General features: G+C 69.9%; 27 protein-coding genes. 20 read left to right on the top strand and 7 right to left on the bottom strand.

What is annotated here, in order from left to right:
- Window positions 1-192: 192 nt before the first annotated feature.
- A complete protein-coding gene (locus OG254_RS17940) occupies window positions 193-855 on the top strand; it encodes a hypothetical protein (RefSeq protein ID WP_405582934.1) in 663 nt (220 codons plus the stop codon).
- A gap of 150 nt (window positions 856-1005) precedes the next feature.
- On the top strand, window positions 1006-1311 hold the full coding sequence (locus tag OG254_RS17935) for a hypothetical protein (protein ID WP_405582932.1): 306 nt from the start codon (window positions 1006-1008) through the stop codon (window positions 1309-1311).
- 334 nt (window positions 1312-1645) lie between these two features.
- On the opposite strand, the gene OG254_RS17930 is transcribed toward OG254_RS17935, so the two are convergent.
- From OG254_RS17930 to OG254_RS17915, 4 genes are all read right to left on the bottom strand, one after another.
- Window positions 1646-1966, bottom strand: coding sequence for a hypothetical protein (locus OG254_RS17930; protein WP_405582930.1), 321 nt, complete (start codon window positions 1964-1966; stop codon window positions 1646-1648).
- A gap of 63 nt (window positions 1967-2029) precedes the next feature.
- Window positions 2030-2350: a hypothetical protein gene (locus OG254_RS17925; RefSeq protein WP_405582928.1), complete on the bottom strand. Its 321-nt coding sequence runs from the start codon at window positions 2348-2350 to the stop codon at window positions 2030-2032.
- A gap of 63 nt (window positions 2351-2413) precedes the next feature.
- On the bottom strand, window positions 2414-2764 hold the full coding sequence (locus OG254_RS17920; protein ID WP_405582926.1) for a hypothetical protein: 351 nt from the start codon (window positions 2762-2764) through the stop codon (window positions 2414-2416).
- 445 nt (window positions 2765-3209) lie between these two features.
- Window positions 3210-3605, bottom strand: a complete 396-nt coding sequence (locus OG254_RS17915; protein ID WP_351199933.1) for a hypothetical protein — start codon at window positions 3603-3605, stop codon at window positions 3210-3212.
- A gap of 215 nt (window positions 3606-3820) precedes the next feature.
- Between OG254_RS17915 and OG254_RS17910 the strand changes: the two genes are divergently transcribed.
- The 5 genes from OG254_RS17910 (at window position 3821) to OG254_RS17890 (ending at window position 7396) form a co-directional block, all read left to right on the top strand.
- Window positions 3821-4567, top strand: coding sequence for a beta-glucanase (locus OG254_RS17910; protein WP_405582924.1), 747 nt, complete (start codon window positions 3821-3823; stop codon window positions 4565-4567).
- A gap of 104 nt (window positions 4568-4671) precedes the next feature.
- Window positions 4672-5262 (top strand): vitamin K epoxide reductase family protein, encoded by a 591-nt coding sequence (locus OG254_RS17905; protein ID WP_405582922.1) that lies wholly within the window; start codon window positions 4672-4674, stop codon window positions 5260-5262.
- A 107-nt stretch (window positions 5263-5369) separates the two neighbouring features.
- The gene (locus OG254_RS17900; protein WP_405582920.1) at window positions 5370-5867 is read left to right on the top strand and encodes a tyrosinase family oxidase copper chaperone; all 498 of its coding nucleotides are present in this window, start codon (window positions 5370-5372) and stop codon (window positions 5865-5867) included.
- The gene (locus tag OG254_RS17895; RefSeq protein WP_405582918.1) at window positions 5851-6711 is read left to right on the top strand and encodes a tyrosinase family protein; all 861 of its coding nucleotides are present in this window, start codon (window positions 5851-5853) and stop codon (window positions 6709-6711) included. Before OG254_RS17900 ends, OG254_RS17895 begins: the two co-directional genes overlap by 17 nt.
- An 88-nt stretch (window positions 6712-6799) precedes the next feature.
- Entirely contained in the window at window positions 6800-7396 is a 597-nt protein-coding gene (locus OG254_RS17890) for a DUF2087 domain-containing protein (protein ID WP_405582916.1), read from the top strand.
- Window positions 7397-7406: 10 nt separating this feature from the next.
- Here the strand turns inward: OG254_RS17890 and OG254_RS17885 are convergent, their stop codons facing one another.
- Both OG254_RS17885 and OG254_RS17880 read right to left on the bottom strand, forming a co-directional pair.
- Entirely contained in the window at window positions 7407-8366 is a 960-nt protein-coding gene (locus OG254_RS17885) for a D-2-hydroxyacid dehydrogenase family protein (RefSeq protein WP_405582914.1), read from the bottom strand.
- 75 nt (window positions 8367-8441) lie between these two features.
- Window positions 8442-9113, bottom strand: coding sequence for a ScbR family autoregulator-binding transcription factor (locus tag OG254_RS17880; protein WP_405582912.1), 672 nt, complete (start codon window positions 9111-9113; stop codon window positions 8442-8444).
- Between the two features lie 128 nt (window positions 9114-9241).
- Here OG254_RS17880 and OG254_RS17875 point away from each other — a divergent pair, with 128 nt between their 5' ends.
- The 3 genes from OG254_RS17875 to OG254_RS17865 all read left to right on the top strand — a co-directional run bounded on the left by OG254_RS17875 (window position 9242) and on the right by OG254_RS17865 (window position 12082).
- Window positions 9242-10213 (top strand): ScbA/BarX family gamma-butyrolactone biosynthesis protein, encoded by a 972-nt coding sequence (locus OG254_RS17875; RefSeq protein WP_405582910.1) that lies wholly within the window; start codon window positions 9242-9244, stop codon window positions 10211-10213.
- Between the two features lie 20 nt (window positions 10214-10233).
- The gene (locus tag OG254_RS17870) at window positions 10234-11175 is read left to right on the top strand and encodes an NAD-dependent epimerase/dehydratase family protein (protein ID WP_405582908.1); all 942 of its coding nucleotides are present in this window, start codon (window positions 10234-10236) and stop codon (window positions 11173-11175) included.
- A 118-nt stretch (window positions 11176-11293) separates the two neighbouring features.
- Complete coding sequence (locus OG254_RS17865) at window positions 11294-12082, top strand: SDR family NAD(P)-dependent oxidoreductase (protein ID WP_405582906.1); 789 nt, start codon at window positions 11294-11296, stop codon at window positions 12080-12082.
- A 14-nt stretch (window positions 12083-12096) separates the two neighbouring features.
- Here the strand turns inward: OG254_RS17865 and OG254_RS17860 are convergent, their stop codons facing one another.
- Window positions 12097-12783 (bottom strand): ScbR family autoregulator-binding transcription factor, encoded by a 687-nt coding sequence (locus OG254_RS17860; protein ID WP_405582904.1) that lies wholly within the window; start codon window positions 12781-12783, stop codon window positions 12097-12099.
- A gap of 372 nt (window positions 12784-13155) precedes the next feature.
- Between OG254_RS17860 and OG254_RS17855 the strand changes: the two genes are divergently transcribed.
- From OG254_RS17855 to rfbA, 10 genes are all read left to right on the top strand, one after another.
- Window positions 13156-13875, top strand: coding sequence for a response regulator transcription factor (locus tag OG254_RS17855; protein WP_351199910.1), 720 nt, complete (start codon window positions 13156-13158; stop codon window positions 13873-13875).
- A 237-nt stretch (window positions 13876-14112) separates the two neighbouring features.
- Complete coding sequence (locus OG254_RS17850) at window positions 14113-15984, top strand: acetyl/propionyl/methylcrotonyl-CoA carboxylase subunit alpha (protein ID WP_405582902.1); 1872 nt, start codon at window positions 14113-14115, stop codon at window positions 15982-15984.
- A gap of 185 nt (window positions 15985-16169) precedes the next feature.
- On the top strand, window positions 16170-16499 hold the full coding sequence (locus OG254_RS17845; RefSeq protein ID WP_351199906.1) for a TcmI family type II polyketide cyclase: 330 nt from the start codon (window positions 16170-16172) through the stop codon (window positions 16497-16499).
- Complete coding sequence (locus OG254_RS17840) at window positions 16496-17767, top strand: beta-ketoacyl-[acyl-carrier-protein] synthase family protein (protein ID WP_405582900.1); 1272 nt, start codon at window positions 16496-16498, stop codon at window positions 17765-17767. Before OG254_RS17845 ends, OG254_RS17840 begins: the two co-directional genes overlap by 4 nt.
- Window positions 17764-18978: a ketosynthase chain-length factor gene (locus OG254_RS17835; RefSeq protein ID WP_405582898.1), complete on the top strand. Its 1215-nt coding sequence runs from the start codon at window positions 17764-17766 to the stop codon at window positions 18976-18978. The genes OG254_RS17840 and OG254_RS17835 overlap by 4 nt, the downstream gene beginning before the upstream one ends.
- A 162-nt stretch (window positions 18979-19140) precedes the next feature.
- Window positions 19141-19410 (top strand): acyl carrier protein, encoded by a 270-nt coding sequence (locus OG254_RS17830; protein ID WP_351191805.1) that lies wholly within the window; start codon window positions 19141-19143, stop codon window positions 19408-19410.
- 77 nt (window positions 19411-19487) lie between these two features.
- Window positions 19488-20273 carry a 3-oxoacyl-ACP reductase FabG gene (fabG, locus tag OG254_RS17825; RefSeq protein WP_351191803.1) on the top strand — a complete coding sequence of 262 codons (786 nt, stop codon included), beginning with the start codon at window positions 19488-19490 and terminating at the stop codon, window positions 20271-20273.
- A gap of 20 nt (window positions 20274-20293) precedes the next feature.
- Window positions 20294-21229 (top strand): aromatase/cyclase, encoded by a 936-nt coding sequence (locus tag OG254_RS17820; RefSeq protein ID WP_405582895.1) that lies wholly within the window; start codon window positions 20294-20296, stop codon window positions 21227-21229.
- Window positions 21230-21246: 17 nt separating this feature from the next.
- On the top strand, window positions 21247-22704 hold the full coding sequence (locus OG254_RS17815; protein WP_405582893.1) for an FAD-dependent monooxygenase: 1458 nt from the start codon (window positions 21247-21249) through the stop codon (window positions 22702-22704).
- 107 nt (window positions 22705-22811) lie between these two features.
- The gene (rfbA, locus tag OG254_RS17810) at window positions 22812-23681 is read left to right on the top strand and encodes a glucose-1-phosphate thymidylyltransferase RfbA (protein WP_405582891.1); all 870 of its coding nucleotides are present in this window, start codon (window positions 22812-22814) and stop codon (window positions 23679-23681) included.
- Window positions 23682-23709 lie beyond the last annotated feature (28 nt).

Here is a 23709-nt window from a genome sequence, read left to right as displayed (position 1 = left end):
CACTTATCCATATTTATCTTCTATCCGGTCAACAGTGTTGGAGCGGCAGCGTTTTCCGAGTTGTTTCCCGCGTGGGACCACCCGTTCGGAGTCGCCGTCCGGTGTGTTTTTACGCAGAGATCACCGGTTGCGGGCACGCCGTGCCGGTTTAACGGTGATCGCACGATCCGAAACTCGTACTAGGGGAACTGAATGCCCTCACCGAACACCCGACACCTCGCCACTACGGCCCTGTGCGCGGCCCTCTTCCTGGGCATGGCCGCCCCCGCGCTCGCGGCCCCGCCCGACTCCGGCCGCGCCGACCCCCGCCCCGTGTCCGAGGTCCCCGTCCCGGCGCGCACCGCGCTCCAGGACCAGGCGCACGTGCTGGCCGGCCTCGGCACGGTGCTGACTCCGGTGACACGCCTGTTGGACGGCGCCCTCAAGTCGGACGACGACCCGCTCACGGCTGCCGAGGCGAAGGAGCTCGCCGACGCCGCGAAGGAAGCCGTCGCCGAGGCCAGAAAGGAGGCCGAGCAGGCCCGGAAGGAGGCAGAACAGGCCAGGAAGGACGCCCTCGCCGAGGCCGAGAAGGAGCTCGACGCGGCCATGAAGGAGGCCGAGGAGATCAGGAAGGAGGCGCTCGCCGAGGCCGAGGCGGACATCGAGGCCGCTGCGACCACACCGGCGGCCACCCCGTCGAGGAAACCCGCCGAGGATGCCCTCGGCGCCCTCGGCAAGGCCCTCGACGCCCTGCTGGGCGCGCTCACCTCCGGCCTGTCCGAGGAGGTGGACACCTCTGCCGACAATGTGCTCAAGGCCCTGGTGGACGTCTCCGCCGCCACCCTGAAGGACAGCGGCCTGCCCCACGCCTGACAGCGGGACCCGACCCGTTGTGCCGGCCGTTGTCGGTGCAACGGGTCTTTTCGTATGAGTTCCAGGAACTTGAGGCCGCGGGGTTTCCGAGCGGTGCCCCTCTCGTTAGCCCGGGAGAACGAGGACCGGATTTACCTGGAAAGGAACACGATGAATAACCTGAAGGCTGCTGCCGTTGTCGCCGGCTCCCTTGCCATTGCCGGCGCCGCTGTTCCCGCATCCGCGGTGGACATGTCGGGGCACGGCCTCGTCGACAACGGTAAGACGGTCGCCCGTAGTCTCCCCACCGCCGCCAAGGTGCCGACCGGCTACGTGGGCAACAACGTGAAGCGCACGGCGGACAAGGTGAAGACGGGTGTGAAGGAGTCGGGCGTGGTGAAGACCCCCGTCTTCGGTGGCACGCTGCCCAACCCCGTCGACGGCCAGCTGCTCGGCGGACTTCCGCTCAACAGGTGAGTTCACCGCCCGTCGGCTCGATGCCCGGGGCCGGCTCCGAACCCTCGGAGCCGGCCCTTCGGCATGTCCGGCCATGAGGATGTGACGGAGTGTGATTTTCGACGGCCGCATTGGGCCGAATGGACGACTCAGGGTGACCGCAGGCGGGGTGGCGGCGTTGGTCCCTGTGAATGGGCGCTCTTTCCTCCTTGCCGGCGCCTCTCGAAATGACTGTGGGCCCTGTCCGCATCTCCGATGCGGACAGGGCCCACGGCTTTGCCCGGACACGTGGTGGGCGAAACGCCGATGGCGGTCCACCGGGATTCCGGCGGACCGCCATCGGGCGAAGCACTGCTCAGAAGAAGAGGCCGCCGAAGTGCAGCGAGCCCCGCCCCTGCTCGATCTTGGCGGTGTTGCAGGAGGCGTACTTCGAGTTCGGGGCCACGGTGCCGCCGAGAACGGCGCCGTTGGACCACGGGGCGAGGCAACGCGCGTCGAGGACGGCGCCGTTGACGACGGCGATGCCCTGCTGCGGTTCGTTGACGACGACCGGGGACGCCGAGAAGCCGCTACCGCCCTTGACGGTGGTGGTGTCGGTGTCGGCCGCGGCGGAGCCACCGGTCGCGAGAACGATGCCCGCGGCGATGGCGGAGATGGCCGTAACCTTGTTACGCATGAGTTGAGCCTTTCCGGGCTGCGTTTGAGTGATTCGCCTGATCCGAATAGCTCGGAGCAGGGGTCAGAAGAACAGACCGCCCCTGTGGATCTCGTTGCGTCCCTGCTCGACGTCGGCCGTGTTGCAGGCGGCGTACTTCGAGTTCGGGGCCACGGTGCCGGCGAGGACGGCGCCGTTGGACCACGGCACGGCGCAGCGCAGGTCGACGAGGGTGCCGTTGACGATCGCGATTCCCTGCTGCGGCGCGTTCACGACGACCGGGGACGCCGAGAAGCCGCTACCGCCCTTGACGGTGGTGGTGTCGGTGTCGGCCGTTGCGGTGCCCCCGGCCGCGAGAGCGATGCCTGCCGCGAGGGCGGAGATGGCCGTAACCTTCTTAAGCATGAGTTGCGCCTTTCCGGGTGGCGTTTGGGTGATTCGCCTGATCCGAATAGCTCGGAGCAGGGGTCAGAAGAACAGGCCGCCCGCGTAGGCGGCGTTCCGCGCCTGCTCGACCTTGCCCGTGTTGCAGGAGGCGTACTTCGAGTTCGGCGCGGCTACGCCGCCGAGGACGGATCCGTTGGACCACGGGGCGAGGCATCGACCGTCGACGAGGGTGCCGTTGACGACGAGAACGCCTTGCTGAGGGGCCTTCACAACGACCGGGGACGCCGAGAAGCCGTCGCCGCCCTTGACGGTCGTGGTGGTGCCGCTGGTGCTGTTGCCGCCGTTGCCGTAGCCACCGGCGGAGGCGATGCCTGCGGTGCTGACGACGGTGCTGAGGGCGAGGGCCGTGATGACCGCGAACTTCTTGGGCAACTCGGTTCCTTCCTGAATTCACGGTTGCGCACGCTTACGAAAAGGAAACCCCTATATGCGTGCATAAGTCACGGTGCGAACATTCAAACCTGGGCAGATTCCATCGGATGGCGCAACGCCAGGTACCGTGCGGCGGATCCGGCTTTACGTTCATTCCTCGGGAAGGCCCTTGGAAATGTCCGGCCGGTCGGCCGAATGGATTCCGGGCGGCCCGGGCGCGGACATGCGTCCGGCCCACAGGCGAGGGGAGAGCCGGTGGGCCGGACAGTTGGTTCACGGGTGCCGGTGGGCTCGTGGGCCCGCCGTGAGCGGAGCTGGAACTGCGGGTCCGGATCCAGCGTCCGGGCCTGCCGACGGTCTTCCGGCAGCCGAGAACCGGATCAGAGTCTCGGAATTCCGGGGCCGGCTTTCGCCGGTACGGCCGACTCGTAAGGGTGCCGGGGGGTCACTTGTTGGGGAGCAGGGTGCCGAGTCCGGCCGAGGTCGGCGCCTTCAGCGGGCGGACCTGCACGGAGCCGCTGCCGGCCGGGTTCTTCACCGGAATAGTGGGCTGCCTGGCCGCGTCCGGGTCCATGCCGTCCAGGTAGATGCCGGACATCGGCTGCTCCGGGCTCTTCTTGTCGAACGCGCTGCCCTTGGCGATCCCTCCGTCCCTGGCCAGCCCCGTCACGACATCCGCCGCCGGCACGACGGCCGGGGTCACCTTGGTCGGGGACATGAGCCCGAGCGGGCTGGTGGAGAGCCCCGAACCGCCGCCGATGGCCGATGCCGCCACGGCGGAACCACCCACAAGACCCGCACCGATCGCCAACGCCGCAGTGGTGAAAACTGCCTTCTTCATGATTCACCTCGCTTGAAAGTACCTCTGATCCGACGGTTGGAGAACATAGCAGTCCATCAGCACTGCAAAAGCGACGTGTTACTCCATACGCATGAAAGTCGCAGGGGTGAAGAATGCAATGCGCAGAGGCATTCGGAGGGATTGACAGCTGGTCCGCGAATCAATTCATCCTATGGTGCTTCCGGTTTGGCCGGACCGCATGCATGATCGGGAATATGAAATTCAGTGACCTCCTCGACATGATCACCGGCGGGGACAAATTCACGCCGCCGCCGACCCCTGTCGGATCGCTGGTCTGGGCGGAGGAGTTCGACGCACCCATCGCCTGGGGAGCCCGATGGGTCGGCGACCGGACCAGCGCCTTCCGCTACTGCGATCACAACCCGGACGACAACAAACTCGACTGGCTCGACCCCGGCTGTGTGACCGTCTCGGACGGCGTGGCCACCTTCACCGCCACCCCGGACGGCCGCACCCTGGAGAACGGTCGGCCGGCCTGGCGCACCGGGCTGCTCACCACCGAGTACTCCGACGAGGGCTTTCAGGTGCGGACCGGCGACCTCGTCGAGACCCGCGTCCGGCTGCCCTCCGGGACGGGGGCCTGGCCGGCGCTGTGGACCTGGAAGGACGGGCAGAACGAGGTCGACAGCTTCGAGTACCACCCGGACAACCCGCACCTGCTGGAGCTGTCCAACCACGTCAACTGCGCGGTGAACTACTTCACCGACGACCACGCGGTCGCCCCGGGCCGGTGGGCGACCATCGGCACCCGCTACGGCGAGCGATGCGTCGAGTGGTACGTCAACGGCGCGTGCGTCTTCTCCGACGGCACCGGCGTCGGCCCCGACTGGTCGGCGTATCTGATCCTGAACCTGTCGCTGAGCGCCGGCGAACACCACCCGGCGCCCTGCGGCCCGGACCCGATCACCTTCGACGTCGACTACGTCCGCGTCCATCGCTGACCGCACGGCCGGGCTCCCCCGTTCGGGCGGCGGGCCCGCGTGCTGTCGGCCGGTCGGGTGAGAGCGCGCCGAAGGATTCCTCGGGCCGTCGATAAGGTCGCGCGGTGGTCCCTAACTCACGTGCCGGTGGCAGCCGGGCGTTCGCCCTGCTCCTGGTGGTCTGCGGGGCGGCCGGGCTGCTGGCCTCCTGGGTCATCACCCTCGACAAGTTCAAGCTCCTCGAGGACCCCGACTTCACCCCGGGCTGCAGCCTGAACCCCGTGGTGTCCTGCGGCAGCGTGATGGAGAGCGACCAGGCCGAGGCCTTCGGGTTCCCCAACCCGATGCTCGGCCTGGTGGCCTACGGCATCGTGATCTGTGTCGGTGTGAGCCTGCTGGCCGGGGCCACCTTCCCGCGCTGGTACTGGCTGACCTTCGCGGCGGGCTGCCTGTTCGGGATCGGGTTCGTCTCCTGGCTCCAGTTCGAGTCCCTGTACCGGATCAACGCCCTGTGCCTGTGGTGCTGTCTGGCCTGGCTCGGGACGATCCCGCTGTTCTGGTACGTGACGTCCCTGATCGTGCGCGTCGGCTTCCTGCCCGCGCCGCGCCCGGTGCGGGCCTTCTTCGACGAGTTCACCTGGGTGCTTCCGGTGCTGCACATCGGCATCGTCGGCATGCTGATCCTGACCCGTTGGTGGGACTTCTGGACAAGCTGAGCATTGCTGCACCCGGGTTGACACGGCCGCACCAACGCCTGGGTGGTCCGGCTCGGGCGCCTTGAACTGCTACTCGTACGAACACCGAACCGTACGAGGAGTGAGCGATGGCCGTCAGCGCAGGTGGGGTTTCGGTGGGCGGGGTCCAGGGTGGGGACGCCCCCGTGGGCAGTGAGCCCCGGGGGTGGACGCGGCGGGAGGCGGCGCGGATTCTGTTCGGCTCCTGCGCCCTGGCGCTCGCCCCCGTCATCACCGCCTCCCGGCCCTCGCAGTCCGCCGACCGGCCACCCGGCGCCGACAGTCCCTTCGACGAGACCTATCGGGGCCGCCGTATCCAGGGCGTTCCGGTGTCCCACGGCGGCCTCAGCGCCCTCGACGTCGCCTGGCACGTCACCGTGGACGGCAAGCCGCTGCACCTGATGCGCCGGGCCGACGGCACCTGGCTGAGCATGGTCGACCACTACAGCTGGTACGGGACCCCGCTGGAGGCGACCCGCGCGGCCGTCGACGAACTCGGGCCTCGCGAGCGGCTGCGCGATCTGGCCCCCGGGCCGTTCGGCGGCGGGCATCCGCACAGGGAGGCAGAACATGGTGTACGTGCGTAAGAACGTGAGCAAGCTGTCGCGCGCCGAGCGGCGGCGGTTCGTCGAGGCGTTGCTGGAGGTCAAACGGCGGGGCGAGTACGACGAGTTCGTACGGCTGCACATCAGGCACTTCGTGGGGGACGGTGACCGGGGTCTGCGCGCCGCGCACATGACGCCCTCCTTCCTGCCCTGGCACCGTATGTTCCTGCTGGACCTGGAGGACGCGCTGCGCCGCGTCGACGACTCGGTGACGGTGCCGTACTGGGACTGGACCCGGGACCGCAGGGCAACTTCGTTGCCGTGGACCGACGATCTGCTCGGCGGCAACGGGCGGCCCGGTGACCGGCGGGTGATGACCGGGCCGTTCGCCCACGCGGCCGGCCGCTGGACCATCAGGGTGGGCTTCACCCGGGGCGAGTTCCTCACCCGGGACCTGGGCCGCTCCCGCAGTCCGATGTCCCTGCCCACCAAGGCCGACCTGAAGCAGGCGCTGGACGACCCCGTGTACGACGTGGCGCCCTGGAACTCGACCGTCAGCAGGGGCTTTCGCAACAAGCTGGAGGGGTGGGGCCGGGGCCCGGACTCCTGGCGCAACCACAACCGGGTGCACCGCTGGGTCGGGGGCGCCATGGTCGGCGGCGCGTCCGTCAACGACCCCGTCTTCTGGCTGCACCACGCCTTCGTGGACATGCAGTGGTCCCGCTGGCAGCAGCGCCACCGCAATCACCGCTACCTGCCGGCGAAGCCGCCGGGGCGGGGCAGCGACCAGCACCGGCGGATCGTCGCCCGGCACGAGCGGCTGCCGCCGTGGGACCTGACACCGGACGAGCTGGAGGACGTCTCCAAGATCTACCGGTACGCCTGAGGGGGCGGCCGGTGCCGACCGGACCGGGGCGGGGCGGGGCGGGAAAAATGGCTCAGCTCCCGCGGCCGGTGTCCACTAGCCTCCGGGCATGGCTACCGATCCGACGGAACAACTGGTCCGACTGTTCGCCGAGGAGAACCGGGTGCGTGCCTTCGCCGCGGTGGCGCTGGGCGCGGGGGGCGCCGAGGAGGTCGCCCGGGCGGCGGGGCTGTCCCCGAAGGAGACCGCTCTGGCACTGCTGCGGCTGCGGGAGCAGGGCGTGGTGAGCGCGGCGGACGACGGGGAACTGGGCGTCGCGTACGACCTGTTCAGGCAGTACGCGCGGGCGGCGGCGGAGCGCGCGAGCGATGCCCGCGGCGCCGGGGACCCGGACTCCGGGGACGCGCGGACCGACCTGGTGCTGCGGACCTTCGTCCAGGGCGGGCGGCTGGTGCGGCTGCCGGCCCGGTGGACCCGCAAGAAGCTGGTGCTGCGCCACATCGCCGAGCAGACCTTCGAACCGGGCGTCGAGTACCCGGAGCGCACGGTCGACGAGAAGCTGCGCGCCTGGTGCGAGGACAGCGACGACATCGACCATGTGACGCTCCGGCGCTACCTGGTGGACCTGCACCACTTGCACCGGAGCGAGGGCATCTACCGCCGCCCCGCCGAGGGCGGCTACGACGGGGCCGCCGACAGCGCCTGACCCGCCGGCGTCACGGCAGTCGCCGTACCGGCTCACCCGCCAGATACGCCTGGATGTTCTCCACCGCCTGGCCGTAGTACGTCGCGTAGTTGGCCTGCGAGACGTAGCCCAGGTGGGGTGTGGCGAGGAGGCGGGGGGCCGTGCGCATGGGGTGGCCGGCCGGGAGCGGCTCGGTGTCGAAGACGTCGACGCCCGCACCCGCGATACGGCCCTCGTGCAGGGCGGCCAGCAGGGCGTCCTGGTCGACGATCGCCGCGCGTGAGGTGTTGATCAGATACGCCGTCGGCTTGAGCAGGGCCAGTTCGGGTGCGCCGAGCAGGCCGCGGGTGCGGTCGCTCAGGGCGAGGTGGACGGAGACGAAGTCGCTGTCGGCGAGCAACTCCCGCTTGTCGGCGGCCAGCTGGACGCCCACCTCGTCGGCGTACTCCTTGGTGAGGTTCTGGCTCCACGCGCTGACGTGCATGCCGAAGGCGAGGCCGACGTGGGCGACGCGGCTGCCGATCTTGCCCAGGCCGAGCAGGCCGAGACGGCGGCCGTGCAGGTCGGCGCCGACCGTGCTCTGCCAGGGGTCGCCCGAGCGCAGCGCGTTGCTCTCCTGGACGAGACCGCGGGCGAGGCCGAGCAGCAGGGCCCAGGTGAGTTCGACGGGCGGTGTGGAGGAGCTGGCCGTGCCGCAGACGGTGACGCCGTGCGCCTCGGCGGCGGCGTAGTCGATGACCGAGTTGCGCATGCCGGAGGCGATCAGCAGCCGCAGCCGGGGGAGACGGGCGATCAGGGCGGCCGGGAAGGGGACGCGTTCGCGCAGGGTGACCACGATGTCGAAGTCGGCGAGCGCCGCGGCCAGCGCGTCTTCGTCGGGGAAGTGCGTGGTGAAGGGGACGACCTCCACCTCGTCCGCGAGCGGCGACCAGTCGGCGGCCTCGGTCGCCGCGTTCTGGAAGTCGTCGAGCACAGCACAGCGCAGCCGCACGGTGGTTCCTTTCCATGGCCGGGACGACCCAACGGAGTTAAGCAGACCGATCGGTTGATTGCCGGTGTGCATTCGCTAACCCTGCGTCACGGGCTCGGTGGATTGCGGGGCGCCCGCCTCGTACTCCTCGAAGACCCGCTCGCCCCGGTCCGGCGACAGGTCGAGGGCGGCCAGCAGCGCCGGAGTGGAGATGCTCGGCAGGACGTGGCGGAGCAGGACGGAGACGCGGCGGCCGAGATCGGCGCGGTTGCAGCTGGCCTGGCTCATCGCCTGGACGCCGGCGAAGGCGCCGTTGAGGAACTCGGCGGTCTCGGCGACGTCGACATGCGGCAGGAGTTCACCCTGGGCCCGCGCCTCGGTGAGGATCTGCTCCAGCTGTTCGGTCCAGGCGCGGAAGGCGGCGTCCCGGTCCAGCTCGCGTGCGCCCTGGTCGAGGGCGAGGGCGACACCCGCCTGCACCAGCGGATCGCGCTGCAGCCGGTAGGCCATGACCATGCCGTGGTCGACCAGCTTCTGCAGTTTGCTGGATCTCTCGGGGAGCCGGTCTATGGGCAGTTGGGCCTCCAGCACACCCAGCGCGACCTCTTCCTTGGACGCGAAGTGGAAGTACAGGGCGCCCCTGGTGACCCCGGCGCGGTTGAGGATCTCCTCCACGGTGGTGGAGGCGTAGCCACGCTCGCCGAACACCCTGGCGGCCGCTTCGAGGATCGAACGGCGCGTCCTGATCGCGCGGTCCTGCTGGGCCATGGGTCCCTCCACCGTGTGCATGCAGCACATTACGTCGTGTATTGAAAAGAAAACCGGATCACACGTAGGTTACTCGGCGGGCGGGAGCACTCGCTCTGGCCAATGACTCGGGGGGAGCCATGGACCGGGTGCGATCTGTCGACGCAACCGCACGGAACGAGCCAACCACAGGTGCTGCCGGGCCCGTTCCCACAACGGCCGTATGGGATGAGGAGATCAGCGGCGAGCAGGTGCACCGGCCGGATCCGCGGGACGCCTTCCCCACCGCATGGCGCCGCCTGGACGACACACACTTCCAGGTCAGGGCCCACTGGCCGCACCGGCACCGGTTCTTCACCGCGGTGGCCGGACGCTTCCAGGACCCCTTGCTGATACCGGAGATACTGCGGCAGAGCGCGATGCTGCTGGCGCACGCCGCCTACTCGGTGCCCCTCGGCGACCGTTTCGTGATGCATCGCATCCGGTACTCGGCGGCGCCGGCCGGGCTGCTGCTCGACCCCTCGCCCGAGGGCGTCGTCGCCGACCTCACCTGCGGCGGCGTACGACGCCGGGGCCGCCGGCTGGCGGGCATGCGCTGCGCGATGGTGCTGCGCCGGCTGGGCCGGGTCGTCGCCACCGCCGACGGACGCCTCGACTGTGTCTCCGACCGGGCCTATCGCCGACTGCGCGGTGAGCGGCTGTCCTTGACCGGCCGTCCCGTGCCGCTGCTGCCCGGACTGCCGCCCGGGGTGGTCGGCAGAGCGGACGCCGCCGCCGTCGTACTCGCACCCTCGCCGCGTCCGGGGGCCTGGCAGCTCCGGATCAACACCGCGCATCCCACGCTGTTTCGACGGCCGGACGACCACGTGCCGGGCTTCGTGCTGCTGGAGGCGGCCCGTCAGGCCGCGACGGCCTTCTCGCTCTTCCCCGGCCTCATGGTCGTCACCGACATGGACATGGTCTTCTCGCGGTACGCCGAACTCGACAGCCCCTGCTGGATCGAGGCCGACGCCCTGGCCGAGGGCGACCCCGATCCGAGCACGATCCGGGTGCGCGGCCTCCAGGACGACGCCGAGGTCTTCCGCTGCACTGTCACGGTCGCGGCGGCGGACGGATCGTAGGCCGAGAGGGAGGACCCACCTTGTCATCTCGCATCCTCGTCACCGGGGGAAGCGGCTTCATCGGCGGGCATGTCGTCGCCGCCCTGCGGGAGCCGGGCGGCGGCACACCGTCCCGGGTCCGGCTGTTGCTGCGCGACCCCGCGCGCCTGCCGGCCGGCGCCGCCCCGGCGGCGGACGTCGTGCGGGGGGACCTCGCCGACCGGGAGTCGCTGCGCGGGATCTGCGACGGCGTCGACGTCGTCCTGCACTGCGCCTCCCACATCGGCGGGGACGAACGGAGCACCGAGACCGTCAACGACCACGGCACCCGGGCCCTGGTCGAGGAGGCATCGCGCGCCGGGGTGGGCCGCGTGGTCTACGTGAGCACGGCCGCGGTGTACGGCCGGGGGCCCTTCACCGGCGTGCTGCCCGGGAAGCTGCCGCCGGCGCCCGCCTCGCCGACCAGCCGTTCGCGTGCCGCCGCCGAGCTGCATGTGCTGGACGCCGGCGGGGTCGTGCTGCGCCCCCACCTGGTGCTCGGGGCCGGCGACCGCTGGGTGGTGCCCGGGCTCGCCGCCCTGCTGGGAGTGCTGTCGGCGGGCCTGAAGGAGTGCGCGGCCCGGCACTCCGTCGTCGACGTACGGGCGTTGGGGCGCGCGGTGGTCGCCGCCGGGCTGTCGGAGCGGGACCTGGCGGGCGCGCATCACGTCAACCACCCGGAGCCGGTGGACAGTTCGGAACTGCTCGGCGCGGTGGCCGACCGGGTCGGCCTGCCACTGCCGGGCGCCGCCCTGGACATCGACGAGGCGCGGACCCGGCTCGCCGGACAGCCACGCACACTGCACCACCTCGGCATGCTCGCCGTGGACCACTGGTTCGCCGACGACGGCTTCTGGACCGGCGTCGGCGTCGATCCCGGCGCGGGGTTCGCGGAGCTGCTGGCCGAACACGCCTCGTGGTACCGGGAGTTCCTGGAGGGCTGACCGACGGGTCTTCCAGCCGCTGGTCCTTGATCGCGCGGTTGATCCCGCGGTTTCTTGAATCCGATTTTTCTTGAATCCTCGTTCTGTATTTCTCCTTTCTTCGACACGCAGGGTCTTCGTGAATACCAAACGCGCACTGACGGACAAGATCGCACTGGTCACCGGAGCCGGCCGGGGCATCGGCAGAGGCATCGCCGAGCGGCTCGCCCGCGACGGGGCGCTGGTCGGCGTCCACTACGGCCGCAGTGAGGCCGCCGCGCTGGACGTCGTGGCCCGCATACGCGAGAGGGGTGGCCGGGCCTTCCCGGTCGGGGCGGAGCTCGGGGTGCCCGGCGACGCCGACGCCGTCTTCGCGGCCTTCGACGCCGGGGTGCGGGAGCAGACGGAAGGGGAAGCCGATGCCGCGGGCCCGCTCGACATCCTCGTGAACAACGCGGGAGTGAGCGGTTCGGGGCGCATCGGGCAGGCGGATCCGGAGGTCTTCGACCGCATGATCGCCGTGAACGCCAAGGCGCCCTTCTTCCTGGTGCAGGGCGCGCTCGCGCGGATGCGGGACGGCGGGCGGGTCGTCAACATCTCCTCGCTCGCCTCACGGCGGGCCTTCCCCGAGTCCGTCGCGTACGCCATGTCCAAGGGGGCGCTGGACACCATGACCCTGTGTCTGGCGAAGGAACTCGCCGGTCGCGGCATCACCGTGAACACCGTCGGGCCCGGGTTCATCGAGACGGACATGAACGCCCGGCGCAGAGCGACGCCCGAGGCGCGGGCCGCCCTTGCCGCGCGCTCCGTCTTCGACCGGATCGGCAGCCCTTCCGAGGTGGCGGACGTGGTGGCGTTCCTCGCCTCCGAGGACTCCCGCTGGATCACCGGTCAGTATCTCGATGTGAGCGGGGGCACCGATCTGTGACGTTACCCCGGGTCTCAGGGAGCGGCCGGGCCGACGGAAGCCGGGACGCAGCCCGTGCGCAGGGCCGCTGCCGACGCCCGGTGCGCGGCGTCCGACCCCGCCGGGTCCAGGTGCGTGAGGGCCGGGGGAGCGGCCAGCGTGGGCAGCAGCAGCTCCCAGAACGCGGTGAGGGTGAAGCAGGACAGCCACTCCGGGTTGGACCTGCTCAGTACCTCGTACCCGACGGTCGAGGCCACCAGCGCGCCCGCCATGTGCTGTTGGAGCACGCCCTGGGCGAGCGTGCGCTCGTCGTCGGCCTCGGCCAGGAGCTGCTGCACACAGCACTGCCACTCCTGACGCAGATTGAGTCCCGTGCCGTGCTCGGTCTCACAGCCGAGCACGAACCCCGCGCGTACGACGATGCTGCGGCGGAGCAGATCGGCCAGGGCGTGCGAGACGTCGACCAGGGCCTGGAGCGCGCTGGTGCGCCGGCTGTGGACGAGGCGTGCGGCCCGGCGCAGGGAGTGCGAGGCCTCGGTGCGCAGGGCCTGGGCCAGGGCGGCCTTGTTCTCGAAGTGGAAGTGCAGCGCGCCGGAACTGACCCCCGCCTCGGCGCTGATGACGGACAGCTTCGCCCTGTCGTAGCCGTGCAACCGGAACTCCCGGGCTGCCGCGAGCAGCAGGGCGTCGCGGGTGCGGGCGGCTCGTTCCTGCTTGGTCATCGTGGGCCTCTCGCCCACACCGCGATTTCCCAGATGTTCACTTCCGTGCTCCTCCTGCTCAGGTCCCGGTGAGGAAGGGCGTGGATCATAACAAACCGTTTTGACTGTTTGTCAGTCTCTGTCTGGCATCGGCGAAAGTGCCTGCCGCCTGCGAAGTCGCGGTAAAAAGGCGTCATTTCCCTGTAGTTTCGCTGAAGTATGCGGCGCGGAACCTGATTTGACGTCCCGTTGAACGGCATTTGTGCGAGACGTCGACGAACCTAGGGATCATTGACATACCGGAGCATCGGTTTGTAGGTTTCCAGTGAGCGTTCTAATGTGAACGAATCGGACAAGCTGGACTAGCTAGGGGGACTAATGAGCCAGCGTTCAATGAATCTGGTGGAGCCTCACATACCGGCTCCCCGGCGTGGGGAGGTGGGTGCGGCGGCATGGCGGGTTCTGGTCGTGGAGAACGACGCGGTTGAGGCGGAAGCCCTGGTGCGCGCGCTGAAGAGGCACGGGCACGAAGTGGACAGCGTGACCTCGGGAGGCGCCGCGCTGCAGTCGTACGCGGACGCCGATCTCGTACTGATCGACCTCGAACTCCCCGATCTGGACGGGCTGGAGGTCTGCCGCGGCATCCGGTCCACCTGTGACGTCCCGGTGATCGCCGTCACCGCCCGCGGATCCGAACTCGACCGGGTGCTCGGCCTCCAGGCCGGCGCCGATGACTACCTCGTCAAGCCGTACGGCTTCCGGGAGTTGATGGCCCGGATGGATGCGGTCATGCGCCGGGTCCGTACGCCGGAGCCCGCCGCACGGGTCGTCAGTCACGGCCCGCTGCGCATCGACGCGGGCTCCCGCGAGGTCACCCTGCACGGACGCCCGGTCGACGTCACCCGCAAGGAGTTCGACCTGCTGTACATGCTGGCCTCCAACCCCGACACGGTCATTCCCCGCAAGCGCCTGATCCATCAGATCTGGGGCGACTCCTGGTCCCGGCGGACCGTCGACACGCACGTCAGCAGCCTCCGCAACAAGCTCGGCGGCAGTGGCTGGATCGTCACCGTACGGGGCGTCGGATTCCGATTCGGCGGGGAGAGCGCCTGAACATAGGGTGGGAAAAAAGGGGCACCCCCGGACGCGGGGGTGCCCCTTTCTGATGCGTCCACCTCGGGAATTTGGCATTCCGCTGAGATTTCCCGACGTTCCTCTGAAGTTGCTCGGACACAGCCGCACAGGGCCTGCGGAATCTGACCTGTTCCTGAAAGGGACGCCCTTGTAGGGCTGGTCGGGCGCAGGCGAGGCTTTGATGCACCGTCCGGTGACGAATGAGGAGAGCTCGTCGTGCGCAAGGTGCTCATCGCCAACCGTGGCGAAATCGCTGTCCGCGTGGCCCGGGCCTGTCGGGACGCGGGGATCGCGAGCGTGGCCGTCTACGCGGACCCGGACCGCGACGCTCTGCATGTCCGCGCCGCGGATGAGGCGTTCGCCCTGGGCGGTACTGCGTCATTCCGGGGGACGACCCCCGGACCCCCAGCAGAAGAGCAGGTCGGCAAGGGCGGTCGGCGCGGACATCCCGAGGCGAGCCCGAGCGATACCCCGGCGACCAGTTACCTGGACATGGACAAGGTGCTGAAGGCGGCGCGTGAGTCCGGCGCGGACGCGATCCACCCGGGTTACGGGTTCCTGTCGGAGAACGCCGACTTCGCGCAGGCGGTCCTGGATGCGGGTCTGGTCTGGATCGGTCCGCCGCCGCAGGCGATCCGTGATCTGGGGGACAAGGTCGGTGCCCGGCACATCGCCCAGCGCGCCGGTGCCCCGCTCGTCGCAGGCACCCCCGACCCGGTGTCCGGTGCGGATGAGGTGGTGGCGTTTGCCGAGGAGCATGGTCTGCCGATCGCGATCAAGGCCGCGTTCGGTGGCGGTGGCCGTGGTCTGAAGGTGGCCCGGACTCTGGAAGAGGTTCCGGAGCTGTATGAGTCGGCGGTGCGTGAGGCGGTCGCCGCGTTCGGCCGGGGGGAGTGCTTCGTCGAGCGTTACCTCGACAAGCCCCGGCACGTGGAGACCCAGTGCCTGGCCGACTCCCACGGCAACGTCGTCGTGGTCTCGACACGTGACTGTTCGCTGCAGCGCCGGCACCAGAAGCTGGTCGAGGAGGCCCCCGCGCCGTTCCTGTCGAAGGCGCAGGTCGCGGAGCTGTACTCGTCGTCGAAGGCGATCCTGAAGGAGGCCGGCTACGTCGGTGCCGGCACGGTGGAGTTCCTGGTCGGCGCGGACGGCACGATCTCCTTCCTGGAGGTCAACACCCGTCTGCAGGTGGAGCACCCGGTCACCGAGGAGGTCGCCGGGATCGACCTGGTCCGTGAGATGTTCCGGATCGCCGACGGCGAGGCACTCGGCTACGACGACCCGCCGCTGCGCGGGCACTCCTTCGAGTTCCGTATCAACGGTGAGGACCCGGGCCGTAACTTCCTGCCCGCCCCCGGCACCGTCACCACCTTCACCGCGCCCTCCGGCCCGGGTGTCCGTCTGGACGCCGGTGTCGAGTCCGGGTCGGTGATCGGTCCGGCGTGGGACTCGCTGCTGGCCAAGCTGATCGTGACCGGCGCCACCCGTGAGCAGGCCCTGCAGCGGGCCGCCCGCGCGCTGGAGGAGTTCCAGGTTGAGGGCATGGCCACCGCCATCCCCTTCCACCGCGCGGTCGTCGTCGATGCGGCGTTCGCCCCCGAGCTGACCGGGTCCGCCGATCCGTTCACGGTCCATACCCGGTGGATCGAGACCGAGTTCGTCAACGAGATCAAGGCCTTCACGGCCCCGGCCGACACCGACGCCGAGGCGGAGGAGGCGGCCGGCCGTGAGACGGTCGTCGTCGAGGTCGGCGGCAAGCGCCTGGAGGTCTCCCTGCCGGCCTCCCTCGGTATGACCCTGGCCCGTACCGGCCTGGCCGCCGGCGCCAAGCCCAAGCGTCGTGCGGCGAAGAAGTCCGGGCCCGTCGCCTCCGGCGACACCCTCGCTTCCCCGATGCAGGGCACCATCGTCAAGGTCGCCGTCGAGGAAGGCCAGGAAGTCAAGGAAGGCGACCTCGTCGTCGTCCTCGAAGCGATGAAGATGGAACAGCCCCTGAACGCCCACAAGTCCGGCACCATCAAGGGCCTGTCCGCCGAAGTCGGCGCCTCCCTCACCTCCGGCGCCGCCATCTGCGAAATCAAGGACTGATTCTGACGGGGTTTGACATTCGTCTGACCTGAACTGCCTTGAAAGCAGCCGGAAAAACGAAGAACCTGGAGTCAGATCCCCTTTCTCGCGCTTCTCGGAACTCTGCCGAGAGTCATGCGATGTGAATTCATCCGGTCACCGCGCGTGGAATTACCGGGAAACTCTGTCGTGGAGGAGAGAGACGCATGCACAGCACTTTGATCGTGGCTCGGATGGATCCCGACTCCAGCATCGACGTGGGAAAACTGTTCGCGGAGTTCGACGCCGGCGACATGCCGCACCGCATGGGTACCCGGCGCCGTCAATTGTTCTCGTACCGCGGCCTTTACTTCCATCTTCAGGACTTCGACTCGGACAACGGCGGTGAACTGATCGAGCAGGCGAAGGCCGACCCGCGGTTCATCCGGATCAGCGACGACCTCAAGCCGTTCATCGAGGCCTACGACCCGGCGACCTGGCGCTCGCCCGCCGACGCCATGGCGACCCGCTTCTACCAGTGGGAGGCGTCCGCGTGACGGAGCGACGAGTCGTCATCACGGGGATGGAGGTCCTCGCTCCCGGCGGCATCGGCACCAAGAACTTCTGGAGCCTGCTGAGCGAGGGACGGACCGCGACCCGTGGGATCACCTTCTTCGATCCCTCCCCGTTCCGGTCCCGGGTGGCCGCGGAGATCGACTTCGATCCCGAGGAGCACGGGCTGAGCCCGCAGGAGGTCCGCCGGATGGACCGCGCCGCGCAGTTCGCGGTGGTCGCGGCGCGCGGTGCGGTCGCCGACAGCGGTATCGAGGTGGAGGAGTACGACCCGTACCGGGTGGGGGTCACCATCGGCAGTGCCGTCGGCGCCACGATGGGGCTCGACGAGGAGTACCGGATCGTCAGTGACGGCGGCCGACTCGATCTCGTCGATCACGCGTACGCCGTACCGCACCTCTACAACTACCTGGTGCCGAGCTCCTTCGCCACCGAGGTGGCCTGGGCGGTCGGCGCCCAGGGGCCGAGCACGGTGGTGTCCACCGGCTGCACCTCGGGCATCGACTCGGTCGGCCACGCGCTGGAGCTGATCCGGGAGGGGTCGGCCGACGTCGTGATCGCGGGGTCCTCGGACGCGCCGATCTCGCCCATCACCATGGCCTGCTTCGACGCGATCAAGGCGACCACGCCCCGGCACGACGAGCCGGAGCGCGCCTCCCGCCCCTTCGACGGCACCCGCAACGGCTTCGTCCTGGGCGAGGGCGCTGCGGTGTTCGTCCTGGAGGAGCTGGGCAGCGCCCGCCGGCGCGGCGCGCACATCTACGCGGAGATCGCCGGGTACGCCACGCGCAGCAACGCCTACCACATGACCGGACTGCGGCCGGACGGCGCGGAGATGGCCGAGGCGATCCGGGTCGCGCTGGACGAGGCGCGGATGAACCCCGAGGAGATCGACTACGTCAACGCCCACGGCTCGGGCACGAAGCAGAACGACCGGCACGAGACCGCGGCCTTCAAGCGGAGCCTCGGCGAGCACGCCTACCGGACTCCGGTGAGCTCCATCAAGTCGATGGTCGGGCACTCGCTGGGCGCGATCGGCTCGATCGAGATCGCGGCCTCCGCGCTGGCGATGGAGCACAACGTGGTGCCGCCGACCGCCAATCTGCACACCGCCGATCCAGAGTGCGACCTCGACTACGTGCCGCTGACGGCCCGCGACCAGATCACCGACGCGGTGCTCTCGGTCGGCAGCGGGTTCGGCGGCTTCCAGAGCGCCATGGTGCTCGCCCGGCCCGAGAGGAGTGCGGCATGAGCACGGCCGTGGTGGTGACCGGTCTTGGTGTCGTGTCCCCGAACGGGCTCGGCCTCAAGGACTTCTGGGCCGCGACCAAGGGGGGCAAGAGCGGCATCGGGCGGATCACCCGGTTCGATCCGTCCTCGTACCCGGCGCGGCTCGCCGGAGAGATACCGGGCTTCGTCGCCGAGGACCATCTGCCGAACCGGCTGCTGCCGCAGACCGACCGGATGACGCGGCTCGCGCTGGTCGCCGCGGACTGGGCGCTCGCCGACGCGGGGGTGACTCCCGCGGAGCTGCCCGAGTTCGACATGGGTGTGGTGACCGCGAGTCACTCCGGTGGGTTCGAGTTCGGGCAGAACGAGCTGCAGAAGCTGTGGAGTCTGGGCAGCCAGCACGTCAGCGCGTATCAGTCCTTCGCCTGGTTCTACGCCGTCAACAGCGGCCAGATCTCCATCCGCAACGGGATGAAGGGGCCGAGCGGGGTCGTCGTCAGCGACCAGGCCGGCGGGCTGGACGCGGTCGCGCAGGCGCGGCGGCAGATCCGTAAGGGGACCGCGCTGATCGTGTCCGGGGCGGTGGACGCGTCCATCTGTCCGTGGGGGTGGGTGGCGCAGCTCGCCGGGGACCGGCTGAGCACGAGTGACGAGCCCACGCGGGCGTATCTGCCCTTCGACGCCGAGGCGCGCGGGCATGTGCCCGGTGAGGGCGGGGCGATCCTCATCCTGGAGTCCGCCGAGGCGGCGCGGGAGCGGGGCGCGAAGGTCTACGGGGAGATCGCCGGGTACGGCGCGACCATCGATCCCCGGCCGGGTGGTGGGGGTGAGCCAGGGCTGCGGCGGGCGCTGGAGGTCGCTCTCGCGGATGCCGGGGTGGAGGCCGGGGAGGTCGACGTGGTCTTCGCCGATGCGGCGGCCGTGCCTGAGCTTGATCGGGCCGAGGCCGAGGCGATCAACGCGGTGTTCGGGGTGGGGGGTGTTCCTGTCACCGCGCCGAAGACCATGACCGGGCGGTTGTACTCCGGGGCTGCGCCGTTGGATCTTGCGGCGGCGTTTCTTGCGATGGCGGACGGGGTGATTCCGCCGACGGTCAACAGTGAGCCGGTGGCGGAGTACGGGCTTGATCTGGTCGTGGGTCAGCCGCGGGCTGCCGCTGTGCGTACGGCCGTTGTGCTGGCTCGGGGGCAGGGCGGGTTCAACTCGGCCGTTGTTGTGCGGGCCCCGGAGTAGGCGGGATTTTCTCGCCCCCGCCGCCCCTACCCGTCCCATCCCCGGGGGCTCTGCCCCCGGACCCCCCTATCGGCCCTGAACGGGCCTCGTCCTCAAACGCCGGACGGGCTGAAAAGGGCTTGAAGACACACGTCACACCACACACGAAAGGACCAACTCCACGTGGCCACCACGGAATTCACCCTGGACGACCTCAAGCGGATCCTGCGCGAAGGTGCCGGTGCCGATGAAGGTGTTGACCTCGACGGCGACATCCTCGACACCGGGTTCGAAGAGCTCGGGTACGAGTCGCTCGCGTTGCTGGAGACCGGTGGGCGGGTTGAGCGGGAGTTCGGGATCACGCTCGACGACGACGTGCTGACCGACGCCCACACGCCGCGCGCGCTGATCGCGGCCGTCAACGCCCTGCTCGGAGTCGGCGCCGCGGCCTGACGCGCGCCCCCCGCGGGGCGGGACCCGAGACCCGCCCCGCCCCGAACCAGTCAACGCACCCCCACGGGAGAGAAAACATGGCGCAGCAGCACCAGCGCGTAGCCCTCGTCACCGGAGCCACCAGCGGCATCGGCCTCGCCGTCGCCCGGCTTCTCGCCGAGCAGGGGCATCGGGTCTTCCTCGGTGCCCGCACCCCCGAGAACGTGGCGTCCACCGTCAAGGAGCTCCGCGAGGAGGGGCTGGACGTCGACGGTGCCGCCGTGGACGTGCGGTCCGCCGACGCGGTCAAGGCCTTCGTGCAGGCGGCGGTCGACACCTTCGGCACCGTCGACGTCCTGGTCAACAACGCGGGCCGCAGCGGCGGTGGCGTCACCGCCGACATCGTCGACGAGCTGTGGGAAGACGTCATCGACACCAACCTCAACAGCGTCTTCCGGCTGACTCGTGAGGTGCTCAACACCGGAGGGATGCGGGACAAGGAGCGCGGGCGCATCATCAACGTCGCCTCCACCGCCGGCAAGCAGGGCGTCGTCCTCGGTGCCCCCTACTCCGCCTCCAAGCACGGCGTCGTCGGCTTCACCAAGGCTCTCGGCAACGAGCTCGCGCCGACCGGCATCACCGTCAACGCGGTCTGCCCCGGCTACGTCGAGACGCCGATGGCCCAGCGGGTGCGCGCCGGGTACGCCGCCGCCTACGACACCACCGAGGACGCGATCCTGGAGAAGTTCCAGGCGAAGATCCCGCTCGGCCGCTACTCCACCCCCGAGGAGGTCGCGGGCCTCGTCGGCTACCTCGCCTCCGACACCGCCGCTTCCATCACCTCGCAGGCGCTGAACGTCTGCGGCGGGCTGGGCAACTTCTGACACGCGGAGGAGAACACGTCATGACGACACGTCAGGTCGAGCACGAGATCACCGTCGACGCCCCCGCCCCCGCCGTCTACCGGCTCATCGCCGAGGTGGAGAACTGGCCGCGGATCTTCCCGCCCACCATCTATGTCGACCACCTGGAGCGCGGCGAGGGCGAGGAGCGGATACGGATCTGGGCCACCGCGGGCGGCGAGGCGAAGAACTGGACCTCCCGCCGCACCCTGGATGCGGACGGTCTGCGGATCACCTTCCGCCAGGAGGTCTCCGCCCCGCCGGTCGCCGCGATGGGCGGCGCCTGGATCATCGAGCCGCTGTCCGCCGCCGCGTCCCGGATCCGGCTGCTGCACGACTACCGGGCCATCGACGACGACCCCGAGGGCCTGAAGTGGATCGACGAGGCCGTCGACCGCAACTCCCGCTCGGAGCTGGCCGCGCTGAAGACCAACGTCGAACTCGCCCACGCCGCCGAGGAGATCACCTTCTCCTTCGAGGACACCGTGCAGGTCGAGGGCTCCGCCAAGGACCTCTACGACTTCGTCAACGAGGCCGGCCTGTGGGTGGAGCGGCTGCCGCACGTGGCGTCCGTCCGGTTCAGTGAGGACACCCCGGGGCTCCAGACCCTGGAGATGGACACCCGCGCCAAGGACGGCTCCACGCACACCACGAAGTCGTACCGGGTGACCTTCCCGCACCACAGGATCGCCTACAAGCAGGTCACCCTGCCCGCGCTGATGACCCTGCACACCGGCTACTGGACCTTCGCCGAGAACGACTCCGGCGTCGCCGCCTCCTCGCAGCACACCGTGGTCCTCAACACGGCCAACATCGCGAAGATCCTCGGTGCCGGCGCCACGGTCGCGGACGCACGCGCGTACGTGCAGAACGCGCTCAGCACCAACAGCCGCGCCACCCTCGGGTATGCCAAGGACTACGCCGAGAACCGGCGTTGACCGTGGGCAGGCCCTCAGTGGAGACCGACGTCCTCGTCGTGGGCGCGGGGCCCGTCGGGCTGATGCTCGCCGGGGAGCTGCGGCTCGGCGGCGCCGGGACGGTCGTAATGGAGCGGCGGGGCGCCCCGACCACCGAGTCCCGCGCCTCCACGCTGCACGCGCGCACCATGGAACTCCTCGACAGCCGCGGGCTGCTGGACGCCCTGGGCACCCCGCCGGACGAGCCCCGCGGCCACTTCGGCGGGGTGCCGCTCGACCTGACGCTGCCGAGCCCCTGGCCGGGGCAGTGGAAGGTGCCGCAGACCCGCACCGAGGAGCTGTTGCAGGACTGGGTGGTCGGGCTCGGTGCGGATGTGCGGCGGGGGCATGAACTGCGGGCCGTGCGCGTGGGCGAGGACGGCGTCGAAGCGGTGGCCGCCGGGCCCGACGGGCGGGCGCTGCGGGTCCGTGCGCGGTTCGTGGTCGGGTGTGACGGCGAGGACAGCACGCTGCGGCGGCTGACCGGCGCCGAGTTCCCAGGACGGGACGCGGGGCGGGAGCTGCTGCGGGCCGACGTGGCCGGGATCGACGTACCCAACCGGCGTTTCCAGCGGCTGGAGAAGGGGCTCGCGATCGCCGCGCGGCGCGGTGACGGGGTCACCCGGGTCATGGTCCACGAGTTCGGCACGGCTGCCGAAACGCGGTCCGCCGAGCCCGAGTTCGCCGAGGTCGCGCAGGTGTGGAAGCGGGTCACCGGGGAGGACATCAGCGGCGGCAGCCCGCTGTGGGTGAACTCCTTCGGGGACGCCGACCGGCAGCTCGTCGACTATCGCCGGGGGCCCGTGCTGTTCGCCGGTGACGCGGCCCACCAGCAGATGCCCATCGGAGGGCAGGCGCTCAACCTGGGCCTCCAGGACGCCGTCAACCTCGGCTGGAAACTCGCCGCCGAAGTGCGGGGACGGGCCCCGGCGGGACTGCTGGACACCTATCACGCCGAGCGGCACGCGGTCGGCCGGCGGGTGCTCGCGAACATCCGCGCGCAGGCGTTGCTGCTGCTCGGCGGGCCCGAGGTGGAGCCCGTGCGGGCGCTGCTGGGCGAGCTCATCGGCGAACGGCCCGAGGTGCGGGCCCACTTGGCCGGGATGATCTCCGGGCTCGACATCCGGTACGGCGCCGGTGCCGACCCACTGCTCGGTGCCCGGCTGCCGTATGTCCGACTCGGCGGCCCCGACGGTGTGGTGAACACCTCGGATCTGCTGCGAACCTCCGGGCGCGGCCTGTTGCTCGACCTCGCCGGTGACGCGCGGCTGCGCACCGCCGCGCGGCCCTGGGCCGACCGGATCGTCACCGTGACCGCCCGCCCGGAGCCGGACGGCCCCCTCGGCGCGGCCCGTGCCGTGCTGGTACGGCCGGACGGATACATCGCGTGGACCGACGGACACGGCGATGCGGAAAACGCGCTGAAGAACTGGTTCGGCATTTCTGACAGAAATTGACATCGCTCTGACCTGGCGGCCCTTGAATCGGGCCGCCGGTCCGAGAAAGCTGGTCATCGGCTCCCCCGACCGCGCGAACCGGCAGATCATGCCTGGAGGCAGGGACAGTGAAAGGGATCATCCTGGCCGGAGGCCACGGGACACGGCTTCAGCCGATCACCCTGGGAATGTCGAAGCAATTGCTCCCGGTGTACGACAAGCCAATGATTTACTACCCGCTGTCGGTGCTGATGCTCGCCGGCATCACCGATATCCAGATCATTTCCGCACCGCGTGATCTGGGCGGTTTTCAGCGGCTGCTGGGCGACGGCTCGGACTACGGGCTGAACCTCACCTACGCGGAGCAGGACGAACCCCGCGGCCTCGCCGACGCGTTCGTCATCGGCGCCGACCACATCGGCGACGACTCCGTCGCCCTCGTCCTCGGCGACAACATCTTCCACGGCCCCGGCTTCAGCGGCATCCTCCAGGACGCGGTCGTCGACGTCGACGGCTGTGTGCTGTTCGGCTACCCCGTGCGCGACCCCGAGCGGTACGGCGTCGGCGAGGTGGACGGCGCCGGCAACCTGGTCTCGCTGGAGGAGAAGCCGGCCCGGCCGAAGTCCAACCTGGCCATCACCGGCCTGTACTTCTACGACAACGACGTGGTCGACATCGCCAAGAACCTGCGCCCCTCCGCGCGGGGCGAGCTGGAGATCACGGACGTCAACCGGGTCTATCTGGAGCGGGGCAAGGCCGGGCTGATCTCCCTCGGGCGCGGCTTCGCCTGGCTGGACACGGGCACGCACGACGCCCTCACCGAGGCCGGTCAGTACGTGCAGATCCTGGAACACCGCCAGGGCGTCCGGATCGCCTGCATCGAGGAAATCGCCTGGCGCATGGGATTCATCGACCGCGAGGCCTGCCACCGGCTCGGCGCGTTGCTCGCGAAATCCTCGTACGGCCGCTATGTCATGGAAATCGCCGCGGCCGGCTGAGAGTTCACCACCTTTTACCTTCGATCAG

This window comes from Streptomyces sp. NBC_01092 (genome assembly GCF_045039535.1).
GTDB lineage: Bacteria > Actinomycetota > Actinomycetes > Streptomycetales > Streptomycetaceae > Streptomyces.
This window is presented reverse-complemented; position numbering and strand designations above follow the sequence as displayed.